This window comes from Erysipelotrichaceae bacterium 66202529 (assembly GCA_017161075.1).
Lineage (GTDB): Bacteria > Bacillota_I > Bacilli_A > Erysipelotrichales > Erysipelotrichaceae > Clostridium_AQ.
In genome coordinates this window covers 3,841,717-3,859,744 of sequence record CP046174.1, presented here as the reverse complement: position 1 = coordinate 3,859,744, position 18,028 = coordinate 3,841,717, and the positions used below count along the sequence as shown (strand labels likewise).

Genomic DNA, 18,028 nt, shown 5'->3' with positions numbered 1-18,028 from the left:
ATGCGCCGCGTAACGTCCAGCCGCAGGACACTGGTGAGTGCATCCCTGTCCTGCTGTGATCTGCTGCATCTGGCGGATGCGATTGCGGAAATCAATGCATCGGATATAGATTTCGTGCATTACGATGTTGTGGATGGCTGCTTCAACAACTGCTTTGTATTCGGGGATCTGATGCTGGAAAAGCTGCGTCCGATCTGTGAAAAGCCGGTTGAGGTACATCTTGCAGTAGAACATGTACGACCTTATATTGAACCCTTCGCAAGAGCCGGGGCAGATTATATCGCCGTGCATTATGAGATTGCGGATGATCTGGAGGAAATATTTGCATTGATACGCCAGGCAGGCTGCCGTCCGATTCTGGCTATGCGAAGTGATACAGAGGTTCCTCAGGATTTCGTGAAGCTGGCTTCTCAGGTGGATTGGATTTTGAAGCTGATGGTACAGCCAGGCTATGCCGGACAGACGATGCAGCCGGATGCTTTGCGCCATATTCGTACGATGAAAGAGGAAATCCTGAAGCATCAGTTGTCTGTACGAATTCAGGCGGACGGAAATATTCATGCAGGTACCATACCGTTGGTAACGGCAGCCGGTGCCGATATACTGACAGGCGGTACCAGCGGTCTGTTTCGAAAGGGAACGCATCTGCAGGAATCCCTGCGCCTGCTGAAGGAGGCTGTTGTATGATCTTATGTCCGAGTATGATGTGTGCGGATTATGCCCGTCTGAAGCAGGAAGTACAAGAGCTGGAAGCAGCGGGAGCGGATATCTTTCACTGTGATGTGATGGATGGCTGCTTTGTGCCGAATATCACTATGGGGCTGATGGATGTTAAAACGGTGCGGGCCCATACAAAGGCCATGTTGGATGTACATCTGATGATTGAGCATCCCGCAGATAAGGTTGATTGGTTTCTGCAGGCGGGGGCTGATTTGATTTATATTCACCCGGAAGCAGAGCCGCAGGTAATGAAAACACTGATGTATATCCGTGCACAGGGGAAGCTCGCCGGTCTTGCTATCAATCCGGATACGAGTGTCAGCACGATAAAGGAGCTGCTTCCTCATTGTGACTATATTCTCATCATGAGTGTGTTTCCCGGCTTTGCCGGTCAGTCCTTTATACAAAGCATAGATGCTAAAATCCGTGAGTTAATCAGCAGGAAGCAGGAGTACGGCTATCGGATTGTACTGGATGGCGCCTGTTCTGCAGAGGTTATACAGAGGTATCATGCATTGGGGGTAGATGGCTTTGTTTTGGGAACAAGTGCACTATTCCAAGGGGAAGGCAGTTATGCGGATAACATGAAGAGACTGCGTTCCCTGCAATAGGTAAGAGGAAGAGGATGGATGCATGAAGCGTTGTGCATCCTTTTTCCAATAGAAAAGCAGGCAATGCCTGCCGGGAGGATATCATGAAAAATGCAATACGATTGAGTGAACGGGATAACGTTGCGGTATTACTGGAACCGCTGAAAGCCAAAGAGCAGCTTATTTATATGGATGAAGCTGCTGCATTGCATAGCTGTACCGTCATGGAGAATATCCCTATTTACCATAAGGCAGCCCTCTGTGACATACAAGCAGGGGAGCGCATTATGAAATATGGGGAATGCATTGGTATTGCCAGTACAAATATCGCAAGGGGGATGCATGTCCATGTACACAATGTTGCCGGAAGCAGCACACAGAAGGGAGAGGCACAATGAAATTTTCGGGCTATCGAAGAAGTGACGGCCGTGTGGGGATACGGAATAAGGTATTGATTCTGCCAGCCAGTATATGTGCGAGCGATGTCGCCCGTATCGTCAGCGAACAGGTACAGGGGACGGTTACCCTTCATAATCTGCTGGGCTGTTCCCAGACTCCGGTGGATCAGGCATGTACCCTGCATGCGTTAGCAGGGATGGCAGCCAATCCCAATGTATATGGAACGATTGTGATTTCTCTGGGATGTGAAAACTGCCAGATGGATCTGGTCACGAAAGAAATACAGAAGCGCTGTGATAAGCCGCTGGGAACCTTTATTATTCAGAAATGCGGAGGGACGCTGCATACGGTGGAGGAGGCGGTACGCTGTGCAAGGCAGATGGTGAGTGACGCCAGTTGTATGAAACGGGTAGAGGCTGATTTGTCAGAGCTGATGATAGCAACCGAATGCGGGGGATCAGATCCCACCAGCGGTCTTGCGGCGAATCCGTTAGTCGGGGCAGTGAGCGATGAAGTAGTGAAGGCAGGGGGAACCGCTGTCCTGTCGGAAACAACGGAATTTATCGGTGCCGAGTATCTGCTGGCACGTCGTGCTGTCAATGCAAAGGTGGCCAATCAGATACTGGAAATCGTCATGCATTATGAGGATGCCATGCGTCAGGTACAGGATGATGTGCGAAAGCGCAACCCGTCTCCCGGAAATAAGGCTGGCGGTATCACTACGCTGGAGGAAAAATCCCTGGGCTGTATTTATAAATCCGGGCATGCACCGATTCAGGCAGTTTATGATTATGCACAGCCGATTCACCATAAGGGTCTTGTGATTATGGATACACCGGGCAATGATCCCATCAGCATCACCGGTATGGTCGCAGGCGGCTGCCAGCTTGTCCTGTTTACAACCGGACGCGGGACACCAACCGGAAATCCGATCGTTCCGGTTATCAAGCTGTCCGCAAATCGGGAAACGGCAGCTATCATGAAGGATAACCTGGACTTCGATGCGAGTCCTCTCTTATATGGAACTACAACAATGGAAAAATCCTGTGCTGCCTTATTGCAGGAAATCCTGCAGGTCTGCAATGGAAAGCTGACCCGCAGTGAGGTACTGGGCTATTATGAAACAGCCATTGCGCGTGTCGGGCGGTATGTGATGCATGATGCGGATGGTACATCGCATGTGGAATCCTATTATTATTGATTACTAGGCTGTGCTGAAATATGTGAGAGCTCCATAAGGAAAGCCCCACATGATACCGATTGACGATACAGCTCTTATAGCGGTTAAAATATATGAGAAATATACGATGAAGACCCTGTTTCTAACCGCATCTTCTGATTCATGAAAATTTTTTCAAAAGCTTATTGACTTCAAAAGTGAATGTCATTATAATGTATTAAAATATCAATTTTTAATCGGGAAAGTTTATAAAAAATTGAATATGGAAAAGGAGATGTGAAAATGGCATATTATTTTAATGAACCTTCACGTACATTCAGTGAATATCTGATCGTTCCAGGATATTCCTCGACAGAATGTACCCCAGCAAATGTTTCTTTGAAAACACCACTGGTAAAATTTCGTAAAGGCAAGGAAGAACCGGAGCTGTCTTTGAATATACCGATGGTATCCGCAATCATGCAGTCTGTTTCAGGCGAGAAGATGGCATGTGCACTGGCAAGAGAAGGAGGCATTTCCTTCATTTACGGTTCTCAGACGATAGAGAATGAGGCTGCTATGGTGCGCCGTGTAAAAGCGACAAAGGCAGGCTTTGTATACAGTGATTCCAATATCCGTCCGGATGCGACCTTGCAGGATGTACTGGATCTGAAGGAAGAAACCGGACATGCGACAATGGCAGTTACAGAGGACGGCACTCCGGAGGGAAAGCTGCTCGGTATTATCACAAGCAGAGACTATCGTACCTCCCGTATGGATCCAGCTACTAAGGTAGCAGACTTCATGACACCGTTTGAAAAGCTGATTTACGGCAATGAGGGCTGTACGCTGAGTGAAGCAAACGATCTGATTTGGGAGCACAAGCTGAACCAGCTGCCAATCATTGATGAAAACAAGCACCTGAAGGCATTCGTTTTCCGTAAGGACTACGATTCCCACAAGGAGCATCCAAATGAGCTGCTAGATGATCAGAAGCGCTATGTGGTAGGTGCCGGTATCAATACGCGTGACTATGAGGAACGTGTTCCTGCACTGATTGAAGCGGGTGCGGATGTATTGTGTATCGATTCCAGTGAGGGCTTCAGTGAATGGCAGGCACTGACGCTGAAATGGGTTCGTGAAAAATACGGAGACAGCGTGAAGGTAGGTGCCGGAAATGTTGTCGATGCCGAAGGCTTCCGTTTCCTTGCGGAGGCAGGCGCAGACTTTGTGAAAATCGGAATCGGCGGCGGTTCCATCTGTATCACCCGGGAACAAAAGGGAATCGGGCGCGGACAGGCTACTGCTACGATTGAGGTTGCCAAAGCGCGTGATGAATATTATAAGGAAACCGGAATTTATGTTCCAATCTGCAGTGATGGCGGTATCGTACATGACTATCATATCACTCTGGCACTTGCTATGGGGGCAGACTTCGTAATGCTGGGAAGATATTTTTCCAGATTTGAAGAATCTCCAACCAAAAAGGTTACAATCAACGGTACCTATATGAAGGAATACTGGGGTGAAGGAAGTGCCCGTGCAAGAAACTGGCAGCGTTATGATATGGGGGGAAGCAAGAAGCTGTCCTTCGTGGAAGGTGTTGACTCCTATGTTCCTTATGCAGGTGCTTTAAAGGATAATGTCGATCTGACGCTGAGCAAGGTGAAGCATACTATGTGCAACTGCGGTACACTGACGATTGAGGAGCTGCAGAAAAATGCCAAAATCACACTCGTATCTTCTACAAGTATTGTCGAGGGCGGGGCACATGATGTTGTTGTGAAGGATAACACATTGGATGCCAAGGTAAAATAATTTATTATTATATATAAGGAAAGCGGGATAGACAAAATCTGTCCTGCTTTTTTTCATAATTAAACATGTTACACATAAATGTTTTAGCACAAGGAAAGCTGGATAGATAAATCTGTCCTGCTTTTTTCATGATTAAACTTCCCACACATAAATGTTTTAGCACGAGACGATCAATAGAAACATAACAATAACAAAATATAAGGATACCCATTATATAACCGGGTTGGAACTCAATTTAAGTTATGTGCTATTTATGCATCAGCACTAGCGTCGATTGGAACCGGTTCGATAGAGGAAGCATAACCGTATATATAATAATCGAATAGGATTCCTGTATCTAAGTAATACCTCAAAGACTTTACATATATTATCAGGTGCATGCATTATTATGCCGCTACACCTTCATTTCACTTACATATGAGGACAGCTAAATCCGGCTGTGCTTCATATCACGCATATCCTTCCCTTGTACATTGAAAGCAGAAGATAGTGTAAATAAAAAATGCGGATATCCATTTCTGAATCCGCATCCTATTTGCCGTGCTGTAGCTCATAAATCTGCTGTTGTTGCTTTTTCGTCAGCGTATGCAGGAAATGCTCATAGCTTTTATCCATAAGCTCCGCAAGCAGCTGCTGATCTGTTTCTTCATAACGTACACTGATCCAATGCACCTTATTCATATAATAGCCCTCGGTTATAAAGTCATATTCCTCCCGATACCAGGTCCCTTCCTCTGGTGGAAGCTTCAGTGTCAGAATCGGCTCCCTCTCCTTATTATAGCCGAGCATGGCGAACATTTTATGAAACAGCAGAAAACGAAAGGCATCCCATTCCAGCTTGAAATCCATCTCCACTCCCGCTTTTTCCTGTATAGCTTCCTTGATCCAGTCAGCACTCGTCATCCGGGCATACCATCCTTCCAGCAGCGGCAGGTTTCCAGACGCTTTCCGCCATCGCCCTGCTTTTCATCATAGGCAAATGATTTCGCAAGCTCACAGGGAAAGGCTTCACACTCTCCGCAATGAGAAAGCTGCTTTTGTTCCACACAATCCTTGATTGGACAGGCTTCCCCCCAGAAGGTTTTTTTTATGTAAATACAGCCTGCACATCCCATCTGTTCCTTGTATTCACAGCTATTACATCTGATACCGCAACGTGATTCTATCATATACACACACTCCTTATTTACTATATATATCATGATACAGGATAAACAGCCAAATGGATTGTAAAAAACCGCCAAATGATTTGACGGTATTACAAAAATTGTTACTTAACAGCAGCTATGCTTATTTCTGCCGCTGTTTTTTGATTGATACAATGCCGTATCTGCCATCATGATGGATGTTTCCAAATCAAAGCTTTCATCATTAAGAAACAGGGAGTACCCGATGGAAACCGTAGCCAGCGATGAAACCGGAGAGCTGGCATGCTCAATATGGGCAAGCAGCAAATCCTGATAAACTCTGTGCAGATAGCTTTCTATTTCCGTCTTGTCCGTATTGACACACAGACAGATAAATTCATCACCGCCATAGCGTGCCGCAAAAAAGCGGGAATCACCGTTTTCATCCAGACAGCGTGCCACCTTTCGCAACAGCTCATCTCCCTTGTAATGACCGTACAAATCATTAAATTCCTTAAAGTAATCCACATCGACCAGAATAATGCCGATGGAAGTAACATCCGGATTCTTTTGCATTACATCACACAGTGTATTAAAATAGCTGCGGTTGAACAAACCGGTCAAACCGTCAATTTTGACCCGCGTTTCCAAAACGTTTTTCTCCCGAACGATTCGCTCCTGTTCCTCCAGCATATGCTCCATCAGTATTTTTTCCTTCATGCTTTCCGCCTTGGTCTTGTTGGTTACATCCACCACCAGCTTTTGCAACAGATAATACTGCTTATATGAATTGATCAGGGTATCCTCCATATGAAAAACTTCCGCAAAATTGATCCAGCTTAAATGCAGCTGCAGCTGCTGCTCGATATCATCCTCGAGACAGATTTCCCCCATATATTGCAAATACCGTTCACAGCGCTTTTTATCCTTGATGTTTAACAGGATATCAAAAATATCATTATAAAAAGAAAAATACATATTGCGGTTTAAATGCTGATGCAGCTGCTTGGATTCAAATGCATCTGACAGTCTGCGAATTTCGTCCTCACGGTGAAAGGCGGCTGCCAGATACAGCTCACACAGGAGAAGAACATGCAGACGGATTCCCTCAGGCTGCTCTTCATGCAGCTCCGGAGAATAAGCATCATAAATATCCACAGCCTTTTGTACTTGTCCGTTTCGTATATAAAGCTGGATCAGATTGAGAATCACAATCAGCTGTGCATGCTCCCTTAACGGTGTTTGCTGCTTAACGAATACCTCATAGGCGCTTCGGATATAACGCAGTGCTTCCGCAATGTCGTTTTTCTGCATAAACACGACGCACAGATTATTGAGAATCACCATCTGCTCATGAAGATTTTCCGTATCCTGTGCGATATGATAGGCATTCATATAATACTGAACAGCACTGATTTCATCAAAATGAGAATTGTAATACAAGCCTGCAATCGTATAGCACATAAGCAAAAGGTCATCATAATGATTTTCCTCGGAAAATGAGATTGCTTCATGCAAATGCTGCAGACAGATATCCTGCTGTCTGGTCAGAATATAGTAATCCGCAAGATAGGTGTGTGCAAAAGCCTGCGCATAGGTATCCTGATGCTGCTCTGCCAGAAGTAAAAGCCTTTGTGAATTTTTATATTCCTGCTCCATATCACTGTTTTTGGATCTTTTTATGATATCCATGAGATCCTGCATGGTTTCTTTTATCGTGTTCATAGGAGGCTCCCTTACTATATGATCTGCTTCTTTCTCATTATACTATAAAAGCTGGCTTAAAAACACAGAAAACCAATGCTTCCGCTTGATTTTCACAGAATCGTTCAGAATTGTGATTTTTTTCGCAAAAAGTGAAATTTCGTTTACGAAAAAGGCTCTTGGTGGTATAATAAAGCCGATACATAAGGAGGAATTTTACTATGGCCAAAAGAACTGTAAAAGATTTAGATGTTGCTGGAAAACGTGTCATCGTACGCTGCGATTTCAACGTTCCTAGAAAAGATGGCAAGATTACAAATGACAACCGTATTATTCAGGCTCTGCCAACCATCAAATATTTAGTGGAAAACAACGCAAAGATTATTCTGATGTCCCACCTTGGTAAGGTTAAGACAGAGGAAGATAAAGCAAAGAACGATCTGCGCTGTGTTGCTGAGCGTCTGAGTGAGCTGGTTGATACGAAGGTTACCTTCGTTCCGGTTACACGCGGTGAAGAACTGGAAAACGCAGTTGCTGCACTGAATGACGGGGAAATCGTCGTAATGCAGAATACTCGTTATGAAAAAGGCGAAAGCAAAAATGATCCGGAGCTGGCTGCTTACTGGGCAAAGCTGGGCGATCTGTTTGTAGAGGATGCATTCGGTAGTGTACACCGTGCACATGCTTCCACTGCAGGTATCGCATCCATTCTGCCAAATGCACTGGGCTTCCTGGTAGAAAAAGAAGTGAAGATGCTGGGTGCTGCAGTTGATACACCAGAGCGTCCGTTTGTCGCAATCATCGGTGGAGCTAAGGTTTCCGATAAGATTGCTGTTGTAGACAACCTGCTGAAAAAGGCTGATAAAGTCCTGATCGGTGGCGGTATGGCTTATACCTTCCTGAAGGCTATGGGCTGCAATGTTGGTAAATCCCTTGTAGAAGAAGACAAGGTGGAGCTGGCAAAGGAATACATCGAAAAAGCAGAGGGCAAGCTGATTCTGCCTGTTGACCATGTATGTGCAGACAAATTTGCAGAAGATGCAAATACAGTAATCGCTGACAATGACAGCATCCCTGCAGATTACATGGGTCTGGATATCGGACCAAAATCTATCGAGCTGTACAAGAAAGCACTTGCTGGTGCAAAAACGGTTGTATGGAACGGCCCAATGGGTGTGTTTGAAATGGCACCGTTTGCTAAGGGAACTCTGGAAGTATGTACTGCTATTTCCGAGCTGCCGGGTGCTACAACTGTGATCGGTGGTGGTGACAGTGCTGCTGCTGCAATCCAGCTTGGCTTCGCAGATAAATTCTCTCACATTTCCACTGGTGGTGGAGCTTCCCTGGAATACATGGAAGGTAAAGTCCTGCCTGGAATCGCTGTAATCGCAGATAAATAATAAAAAAACGAAAATAGGAGAACGAGACATGAGAAAACCAATTATTGTTGGAAACTGGAAAATGAACAAAACCATGAAGGAAACAAAGGAATTCATGGAAGCTGTAGATGCTGCTGCAGCAAGTGAAAATGCTGTATTCGGTATTGGTGCTCCTTACACGGCACTGTCTGCTGCTGTTGCAGGTGCGAAAAACCTGGTAATCGCTGCAGAAAACTGCCACTGGGAAGACAGTGGAGCCTTCACAGGAGAAATTTCTGTACCTATGCTGCAGGAGGTTGGTGTTACACATTGTATCATCGGACATTCTGAGCGTCGTGAAATGTTCAATGACACAGACGAAACAGTAAACAAAAAGGCAAAACGCCTGATTGATGCAGGAATTACACCAATTCTGTGTATCGGTGAAACAGAAGCTCAGTATGATGCAGGAGATTCTGAAAAAGTAATCCGTGATCAGCTGACTGGTTCTCTTGCGGATATGTGTCCAAAATGTGTTGGAAACATGGTAATCGCATATGAGCCAATCTGGGCAATCGGAACAGGAAAGAGCGCTTCTGTTGAAATCGCAGAAAACTGCTGCCGTATCGTTCGTGACCAGGTACGTGTTATGTATGGTGACGAGGCTGCTGAAAACGTTCGTGTTCAGTATGGCGGATCTGTAAAGCCAAACAACATCGTTGAATACATGGCTCAGCCGGATATCGATGGTGCACTGATTGGTGGGGCAAGTCTGAAAGCAGACAGCTTCATCGAAATTATCGAAAAAACAAAATAATTTACAGTTGTAATACATGAATAAAATACGCCTTCTTATCATACACAAGGCGTATTTTTTTTGTCCATCCTTATAGAAGGGAAAGAAGTGCTTGGTAATATATAATCATACAAAGACATTAGCGGAATCCCGTTATCCTGTAGGACTCCTCCTGTCCAGACATTTTTTATTTTTCACGGCGAATGGAAAAAAGAAAATTTTTATCCAATAGCTTTTTAAGGCTTTTCTTATATAATATACAAGCTTATACGGTATTCCTGTCCATGGAATCTCTCTAATGCTTCCTCCTTATAAAGCGTAAAGAAAGTCCTACTGCAGTATATTAGAAAATCCAAAATCCAGCCGATGCTTTATCGCTGTGATACGCTTTTGATACATTATCTATGGTAAAATTTACAAGTAAATTTATTTTTGAATGTTTAAGATATCAAAGCTGTTATATAGGGCAGATAACATTGGCAGGAAATTATTCCGTATAACAAATGCAGAATGACAGATGCTTCAATTACCGTATTGCGAGGGAGAAATTCATATGAAAATTGTATGTGTCGATGATGAAGTAAATGCATTGGCAGCGATAAAAAAAGAAGTGGAGAAAATAGAAGGAATCACCGAGGTACAAGGATTCACCTCACCACAGGCTGCACTGCAATATATCTGTACACACTCCTGTGATGTTGCACTTCTTGATATACAAATGCAGGGTATTGATGGTCTTGAGCTTGCGAAAAAAATCAGGGAAGGCTCGAAAGCCACCTCTATTATTTTTTTAACAGGATACAGTGAATATGCTGTATCAGCGTTCCACTTGCACGTATCTGGCTATATTTTAAAGCCGGCATCCAAAGAGGATATCGAAAGGGAATTGCAATATATTAAAGAACAGCCTCTGTTTCAGCAATCCCGTCTGCTTCGTGTTCAGTGTTTTGGGAATTTTGAGGTGTTTGTAAATCAAACACCTCTGAAATTTGAAAGAATGAAAAGCAAGGAACTGCTGGCATATCTGATTGATCGAAAGGGAGCTGCTGTCACGACAGGAGAATTGTGTGCGGTTTTGTGGGAGGAGCGTCCGGATAGTCTGTCACTGCGTAACCAGCTTCGTACGCTGATTGCGGATCTGACACGTACCTTAAAGCAGGCTGGCATGCAGCAGGTCTTGATAAAAAGACGAAACCAATATGCAGTCGCAGTAGATTGTGTGGATTGTGACTATTATCATTTTTTACGAGGTGATACTGCAGCGGTGAATCACTATTATGGTGAATATATGGCACAATACAGTTGGGGTGAGATGACCCTGGGCATGCTGGAATGCATGAAAACCCGATAGATACAGCGCGGCGGTTTCATACGAAATAGAAAAGAGAGAATACGATGAAGCGTATTCATATGAAAAGGAAGAGATGTATTATGCGATCAATTCAAACAAAATTTATACTACTCATTCTGGGCTGTGTCCTCCTTTCTTCTTGCGTCATCGGCGGTGCTGGTATCTATAATGCAGAAAAGGTCGTTGAACGGGACTCTGCACAGGTTATGAATCTCCAATGTATGGAGAAAACACAGGAGCTGAACGCATTGTTTTCTCGTATTGAACAGTCTGTGAATACACTAGCCGTTTATGCAAATTCGCAGCTGGTAAGTGCAAAGCTGCTTATGAATGATGCAGAATATCGGAAAGCATATACAGAAAAGCTGGAGGAAGCTGCAGTAAATGCTGCAGAGAATACAGAGGGTGCCCTGGCTGTATATGTGCGCTTTAATCCGGAGACAACGCCGCCTACCTCTGGATTATTCTGGAGTAAGACATCGTTAGATGGGCGCTTCAGAAAGTTAACACCGACAGATTTTTCAGGGTATAGTCCTGAGGATGTGGAGCATGTCGGCTGGTATTATATACCAGTGAAAAATGGAAAAGCAACCTGGATGAGTCCGTATATGAATGAAAATATCAATGTACAAATGATATCCTATGTCATACCTATTTACAGAGATAATGTGACAGTGGGAGTAGTGGGCATGGATATTGATTTCGACGTTGTAAAAAAGCTGGTGGCATCTACCAGTCTGTATGAAAGTGGATATGCGTTTCTGGTGGATAAGGATGGAACGATCGTACAGCATGAGGAGATTGCGATGGGTACGCCCATGGAAAAAAGTGATAGCAGTCTGCAGAAGGTTGTAAATGAACTGGAAGCCGGAACGAGCGGAAGCAAGCTGTATTCCTATAGCTGGCATAAGGAAGATAAACGAATGGCTTTTCGCAGCTTAAAAAATGAAATGCGCTTTGTTGTAACTGCGCCGTCCAGGGAGATTGATGCAGAGAAAGATACACTGATTCTGCAGATTGTTATATCGGTTCTTTTTATTGGCTTGATTGCTGTTATACTTACCATATATATGACGCGCCGCCTGATCAAACCGCTGCGTGAATTAAATACTGCCGCAAAGAAAATTGCGGAGGGAGATTTAAGTATATCCCTTACACAGCCGACGAAGGATGAGGTCGGAACACTTGCGGAAAGCTTCCAACAAACAGTGAATCATCTGCAGAAATATATTACCTATATCAATGGACTTGCCTACCGGGATTCCCTGACTGGCGTAAAGAATAAGGCGGCTTATCAGGAAGCGGAGCAGCGGCTGGAAAATGAAATGAAGCTTGGTAGACCGGAGTTTGCGGTCGTCATGCTGGATATCAATGGATTAAAGTATGTAAATGATACCTATGGCCATGATTTTGGTGATATGCTCATCATGGATGCCTGTAAAATTATTTGCAGATGCTTTCGACACAGTCCTGTCTATCGTATTGGCGGTGATGAGTTTGTCGTTATTCTGGAGCATCATGATTTTACTCATTACCGAGAGCTGCTTGCAAATTTCGAAAAAGAAATCGAGGAGTATAACAGACATAATCCTGCGGATACGGGCATTTCGATTGCACGGGGAATCGCTATTTATAACAGTGCGACAGATCTGGTGTTCGCCAATGTATTCAAGCGTGCGGATGAAGCGATGTATCAGAATAAAGCGGATATGAAGCTGCGTATGCAGAAAGCAAGGGATGGAGCAGGCTATCCGTAAAAACCATCTTCAAACGTAAACCAGCAGGATGCGGTAATTGGAACTGAGAAACCTTAAATTTTTGTTATATTTAACTATATCTTCTTGCGCATACGGCTCATTTGTTTTACAATAAGGCAACAAGGTGGTGACCGTATGAAGAAGAGAAAAAATATGGGAATCCGCATCCTCTGTGCATTGATTTTTCTGGGGGTCTGCGGTTCCGTCATGTTCGCGATATATTCACTTTCTGCAGAGGATGGACAGGTCTCCAATGCACGCAGTGAGGTAGTAACGGAGAAAATCAAGGAACAGGTGAATACCAAGCTGGAAACAACACAGGAAGGTATTGCACTGAGTGAACGTATTAAATACTTTGTTATTTTGCACTCACCTTATGGTAGTGACTGGAATGCCAACATTAGAAAGCTGGCGCATTTTTCCATTTATTTCACATTGGCAGCCGGAGTCTATATCACACTTGCCATATTGGGAGTAAACAAATTCTGGCGGTTTCTGTTTACCGTCGGTATCTGCTTCTGTTTTGCTTTTGGCGATGAGTATCACCAGAAATTCACAGGCAGAACCTCCTCGATGAGTGATGTGTATTTGGATACGTTTGGTGCACTTGTTTCCACCTGTATCTGGACGGTCATATCCATTATTTACAGCGGTATACATCTGCTGGTGAATAAGGCGTATGGTGATGCCTAGTTCTTACAGTATTGAAAGATGGCTTTGGTCATCTTTTCTTTTTGCCGTGTGCTATTGTATAATGAAGCTGAAAAGAGAGGGACTGTGTACATGTATACGATATTACTAATTGAAGATGATGAGGCAATCTGCAAGGAGCTGCAGCTGCTGTTGGAGAAGCAGGGCTATGAGGCGGTATGCTGGAATCTGCAAAGCGATATTTGCGATGTGATCAGGCAATGTGATCCGCATATTATATTGCTGGATATCAATCTTCCCCAGGTGGATGGCTTTACGCTGTGTTCCCAGATTCGCAGCTTTTCCAAGGTGCCTGTAATCTTTGTGACAAGCAGAAATACGGATATGGATGAGCTATGCAGTATGCAGATGGGAGGAGACGATTTTATTACTAAGCCCTATAATACCAGCATCCTGCTTGCACGAATCGCTGCCTTATTGAAACGCTCCTATGAATGGAAGGATCAGAATCTGACACACAACGGTGTGACTCTGGATGTCGCAATGAGCAGAATCAGTTTTCAGAAGAAAACAAGAGAGCTGACGAAGAATGAAGTAAAAATTCTGCATTACATGTTTCAGCATAAGGGAGAGATTGTTCCGCGCGAGGATCTGATTGATTATCTGTGGGATAATAAGCTGTTTATCGATGATAATGCGCTCAGTGTCAATGTAACCAGAATCCGTAATAAGCTGCGTGAGCTTGGTGTGGATGATTTTATCGTTACCCGTCACAGACAGGGATATCAGATATGAAGGCTTATGAATATCTGGAGGATCATGGCATTCTATTCGCCGGTATCGTATTGCTGTTTCTGCTGCAAAGCACACTATTGGTGTTCTTAGGCTTATCCGCTGGATTGTCCATTCTGGTATGCAGCATATGGCTGTTATTTTTCACGGTATATTTTTTACAGGATTATCTTAGAAAGAAACGGCGTGCAAGGCTGCTGTATGAAACTGCAGGTGCGTTAAAGCAGCGGTATCTGCTGCATGAGGTACTGCCAAAAAGTGGAAGTCATGAGGAAGCATGTTACCGCTGGCTGCTGTATCTTGGAAATAAATCCATGCTGGAGGAAATCAGTGCGGTGCAGCGTGCACATAGGGAATATCAGGAATATATTGAACAGTGGGTACATGAAATCAAAACACCGATTGCGGCAATGAAGCTCTTTGTGGAAAACCAGCAGGGAGAGCGGAAACGTCAGCTTTTTCAACAGCTGGAGCGATTGGAGCATTATGTGGAGCAGGCGCTTTTTTATGCACGCAGTGAATCGGTGGAAAAGGATTTCCGCATTCAGCAGATTTCCCTTTCCTCATGCATTCAGGAGGCTCTTTTGCAGTGTAAATATTTATGTACACAGGCCGGGGTGTCCATTCATTTTCCCAAGGAGGATGCGCTGGTGTATACGGATGAGAAATGGCTGATTTTCCTGCTGAACCAGCTTATTGAAAATGCGGTGAAATACCGGAGAAAGGAAGGGGCTGTTTTGTGTCTGGACATACAGCAGCTGCACCATACGGTCATATTGTCGGTAAGGGATAATGGCATCGGTATTCCGGAACATGATCTGCCCAGAATATTCGACAAGGGCTTTACCGGAGATAATGGCAGACTGGTGCACTCTCATTCCACCGGTATTGGGCTGTATCTTTGTAAAAGGCTGTGCACCTTCCTGCAGATTGATTTGCGTGCACAATCAGGAAGGGAAGGAACGACCATGGTTCTGGAATTTGCCCATGTATAAGATTACAGAACTGTCATATTTCCGTAAGGTAATCTCCTACACATGGAACGGCATATTTTGTATACTTCGGGTAGAGAGGACGTGAGTATATGAGTGTTGTTAACGTTTCCCATGTGGAAAAATATTATGGAAATCAGGGGAATATCACCAAAGCGCTGAATGATATTTCCTTTGCTGTGGATAAGCAGGAATTTACAGCGGTTATGGGGGCAAGCGGCAGTGGAAAGACTACGCTGCTGAATGTTATTTCCACCATTGACAGCGTAAGTGCCGGAGATATTCAAATTAACGGGCAAAGTATTTGTACTATGCGGGAACAGGAGCTGGCGCAGTTTCGTAAAAAAGAGCTGGGCTTTATCTTTCAGGATTTTAACCTACTGGATACCTTAACGCTGCAGGAAAACATCGCATTGCCTTTGACCCTGTTGAAAACAAAAGCGGATCTGATAGATTCCCATGTGGAAAAGCTGGCAGAGGTTTTGCAGGTTCAGGATATTCTGGACAAATATCCGTATCAGGTAAGCGGAGGACAACGCCAGCGCTGTGCCTGTGCGAGGGCAATGATCCATGATCCGAGCCTGATTCTGGCAGATGAGCCAACCGGAGCATTGGATTCTCATTCCTCCTATCTTTTGATGGAGCAGTTTCAGAGGATGAATGAGTCGTTGAAGGCTACAATTCTCATGGTAACGCATGATGCCTTTTCCGCATCCTATGCAAAGCGCGTGCTGTTTTTAAAGGATGGAAAGATATTCAATGAAATATACAAGGGAGCACTGACAAGAAAGGAATTCTTTCAGAAAATCCTGGATGTAATGCAACTGCTGGGCGGTGATGTTCATGCTGTACGCTAAGCTGGCTTTTCGTAATCTGAAGCGCAGCCTGCAGGAATACAGTATATATGTATTCACAGTAACGATTACTATGACGCTGCTGTATGCTTTTTTTGCGATTGCTTTCTCAACGGAAATGCACAATCTGGTTACAACCTATGACAATATACAGAGTGCGCTTCTTATGGTGAGTATTCTGGTAACGCTCATCATTGCATGGCTGATTTATTATATATCCAATTTTATATTGCAGAAGCGAAGCCGTGAATTCGGTATGTATTTGTTACTGGGAATGAGGCGTTCTCAGGTAAGTCGTATGTTTCTGTGTGAACAGCTGGCAATGGGGGCCTTCGGTTATTTGTCAGGCTGTTTTCTGGGAGTCTTTGTTTATGAGCTACTGCATGCGATGCTGCTGAATATTTTCGGCTATGGATATGCATTTCAGCTTGCCTTTTCCTGGCAGGCATGTGGCAGCACCCTTCTGTGCTTTCTTGGCATTTATGTGCTGGAGCTGCTTAGGGAAGGCAGGGCACTTCAGAGGCAAAGTATTCACAGTATGCTGTATACTGAGCGTAAGAATGAGAAAACGGTGAAGGGGACGCGTTTGTCTGTATTCTATTTTCTAGTGGCGCTCATTCTTGCGGCAGCAGGACTGCTTCTCACAAAGCAGTATCTTGACAGTATGATCAACAATCAGGGATCTTCCACACTTGTGTTTATGCTGGGGGCTTTCTTTATCGTGATTTCTATTTATTTGTTTTTTTACGGGATTGCAGCAGTCCTCGGTGTTTTTCTGAATCGTCATAAACGCGTGAAATATAAGGGAAACCGTATGTATCTGTATGGACAGATTGCAGGACGTCTGCGATCCAACCGGACTGTGCTTGCAACGCTGTCCCTGTTAACCCTGCTGACGCTGCTGTTCCTATGCATTGCATTAAAATTCAATGAGGTTAAGCAATTAGGAGATGCACGCTTTGCCCCTTATGATATTATGGCAAGCGGAAATGAGCAGCTTACGATGAAATCGGTGGAACGCTATCTGAATGACAATCACATTACGTACAAGGCTGCAGATATCATTTACTACCAGTCTGCGAACGAGGATACGTTCTTTTCTGCCATTAAGGGAAAAAGCTATTATACCGACGATGAACGGCATTCCGATTATATGAAGCTTTCAGATTTTAACAGGCTGCGCTATGTAAAGGGATACGAACCGATAGCTGTCTCTGATGAGGAGTATTTGCTCGTAGCGGCTGCGGATATTAAGGAGCCTTTACACAAGTATGCGATGCAGCATCCGGTTATTGTACAAAATAAGCGCCTGACCTTCGCCCGTGTGGATGATGAGGAATACGGACAGTCAATGAACAGCGGATATTTTATCGTTGTTGCAGATCAGTATCTGGAACAGGCAACGCCATGTTACCGAGAGTGGGTGGCAAATACGCAGCCTAAATCTAAGGTTTCCTGGTATCAGGATACGGCGGATCAGGTATACGAGGATAATAAGGAAAAGGTGGATGACAGCTATTACAGCTATACTTCCTATCGTGTAAAGGCAAAATGGCAGGAGGAAAATGCTGTTGGCTTTGTCAGTATCTGCTTCTCACTCTTTTATCTGTCCTTCATTTTTATTTGCATCAGTGCAACAATCCTTGCCGTACAGCAGATGTCGGATGCACACAGGCAGCGTTATTCCTATGATATGCTGCATAAGATGGGAGTGAACCAAAGAGCACTGCATGCACTTCTCGCAAAACAGATAGCTGTATATTTTATCATACCGCTCCTGTTACCTCTTGTTTATCTGCTTCCGATCATTACGATGGTGGATTCCATTTTCCAAATGACCTATGCTAATGCTAATGTATTCCTGTATCTGATAGGAAGTCTGCTGTTTTTCCTTCTTGTTTACAGTTGTTATTATGTCATGGCATATCTGAGCTGCAAGCGTAATATTGATCAGATGTAA

Annotated in this window: 17 protein-coding genes; 14 read left to right on the top strand and 3 right to left on the bottom strand. The window is 44.3% G+C overall.

Translation table 11 applies throughout. The annotated features are described in order from the left end of the window. The 5 genes from GKZ87_18200 (at nt 1) to GKZ87_18180 (ending at nt 4,686) form a co-directional block, all read left to right on the top strand. A complete protein-coding gene (locus GKZ87_18200; protein ID QSI28011.1) occupies nt 1–687 on the top strand; it encodes a ribulose-phosphate 3-epimerase in 687 nt (228 codons plus the stop codon). After that, complete coding sequence (gene rpe / locus GKZ87_18195; protein ID QSI27283.1) at nt 684–1,331, top strand: ribulose-phosphate 3-epimerase; 648 nt, start codon at nt 684–686, stop codon at nt 1,329–1,331. Before GKZ87_18200 ends, rpe begins: the two co-directional genes overlap by 4 nt. An 83-nt stretch (nt 1,332–1,414) precedes the next feature. Beyond that, nucleotides 1,415–1,708, top strand: a complete 294-nt coding sequence (locus GKZ87_18190; GenBank protein ID QSI27282.1) for a hydrolase — start codon at nt 1,415–1,417, stop codon at nt 1,706–1,708. Then, nucleotides 1,705–2,910, top strand: coding sequence for an altronate dehydratase (locus GKZ87_18185; GenBank protein ID QSI27281.1), 1,206 nt, complete (start codon nt 1,705–1,707; stop codon nt 2,908–2,910). The genes GKZ87_18190 and GKZ87_18185 overlap by 4 nt, the downstream gene beginning before the upstream one ends. Before the next feature lie 261 nt (nt 2,911–3,171). Next, the gene (locus GKZ87_18180) at nt 3,172–4,686 is read left to right on the top strand and encodes an IMP dehydrogenase (GenBank protein ID QSI27280.1); all 1,515 of its coding nucleotides are present in this window, start codon (nt 3,172–3,174) and stop codon (nt 4,684–4,686) included. Between the two features lie 531 nt (nt 4,687–5,217). Here GKZ87_18180 and GKZ87_18175 read toward each other — a convergent pair. From GKZ87_18175 to GKZ87_18165, 3 genes are all read right to left on the bottom strand, one after another. Continuing rightward, nucleotides 5,218–5,589 (bottom strand): hypothetical protein, encoded by a 372-nt coding sequence (locus GKZ87_18175; GenBank protein QSI27279.1) that lies wholly within the window; start codon nt 5,587–5,589, stop codon nt 5,218–5,220. Then, nucleotides 5,586–5,855, bottom strand: a complete 270-nt coding sequence (locus GKZ87_18170) for a DUF3795 domain-containing protein (GenBank protein ID QSI27278.1) — start codon at nt 5,853–5,855, stop codon at nt 5,586–5,588. Before GKZ87_18170 ends, GKZ87_18175 begins: the two co-directional genes overlap by 4 nt. 105 nt (nt 5,856–5,960) lie before the next feature. Beyond that, nucleotides 5,961–7,538, bottom strand: a complete 1,578-nt coding sequence (locus GKZ87_18165; GenBank protein ID QSI27277.1) for a diguanylate cyclase — start codon at nt 7,536–7,538, stop codon at nt 5,961–5,963. A 200-nt stretch (nt 7,539–7,738) separates the two neighbouring features. On the opposite strand from GKZ87_18165, the gene pgk reads away from it, so the two are divergent. The 9 genes from pgk (at nt 7,739) to GKZ87_18120 (ending at nt 18,028) form a co-directional block, all read left to right on the top strand. Beyond that, nucleotides 7,739–8,917, top strand: a complete 1,179-nt coding sequence (gene pgk, locus GKZ87_18160) for a phosphoglycerate kinase (protein ID QSI27276.1) — start codon at nt 7,739–7,741, stop codon at nt 8,915–8,917. A 28-nt stretch (nt 8,918–8,945) separates the two neighbouring features. Next, nucleotides 8,946–9,692 (top strand): triose-phosphate isomerase, encoded by a 747-nt coding sequence (locus GKZ87_18155; GenBank protein QSI27275.1) that lies wholly within the window; start codon nt 8,946–8,948, stop codon nt 9,690–9,692. A gap of 532 nt (nt 9,693–10,224) precedes the next feature. Continuing rightward, nucleotides 10,225–11,022: a response regulator gene (locus tag GKZ87_18150; protein ID QSI27274.1), complete on the top strand. Its 798-nt coding sequence runs from the start codon at nt 10,225–10,227 to the stop codon at nt 11,020–11,022. 80 nt (nt 11,023–11,102) lie between these two features. After that, nucleotides 11,103–12,779 carry a diguanylate cyclase gene (locus GKZ87_18145; GenBank protein ID QSI27273.1) on the top strand — a complete coding sequence of 559 codons (1,677 nt, stop codon included), beginning with the start codon at nt 11,103–11,105 and terminating at the stop codon, nt 12,777–12,779. Nucleotides 12,780–12,914: 135 nt separating this feature from the next. Then, nucleotides 12,915–13,472, top strand: coding sequence for a VanZ family protein (locus GKZ87_18140; protein ID QSI27272.1), 558 nt, complete (start codon nt 12,915–12,917; stop codon nt 13,470–13,472). A 90-nt stretch (nt 13,473–13,562) separates the two neighbouring features. Beyond that, nucleotides 13,563–14,225: a response regulator gene (locus GKZ87_18135; GenBank protein QSI27271.1), complete on the top strand. Its 663-nt coding sequence runs from the start codon at nt 13,563–13,565 to the stop codon at nt 14,223–14,225. Beyond that, nucleotides 14,222–15,217, top strand: a complete 996-nt coding sequence (locus GKZ87_18130; GenBank protein QSI27270.1) for a sensor histidine kinase — start codon at nt 14,222–14,224, stop codon at nt 15,215–15,217. The genes GKZ87_18135 and GKZ87_18130 overlap by 4 nt, the downstream gene beginning before the upstream one ends. A gap of 89 nt (nt 15,218–15,306) precedes the next feature. Then, entirely contained in the window at nt 15,307–16,071 is a 765-nt protein-coding gene (locus tag GKZ87_18125) for an ATP-binding cassette domain-containing protein (GenBank protein QSI27269.1), read from the top strand. Beyond that, a complete protein-coding gene (locus GKZ87_18120) occupies nt 16,058–18,028 on the top strand; it encodes an FtsX-like permease family protein (GenBank protein QSI27268.1) in 1,971 nt (656 codons plus the stop codon). Before GKZ87_18125 ends, GKZ87_18120 begins: the two co-directional genes overlap by 14 nt.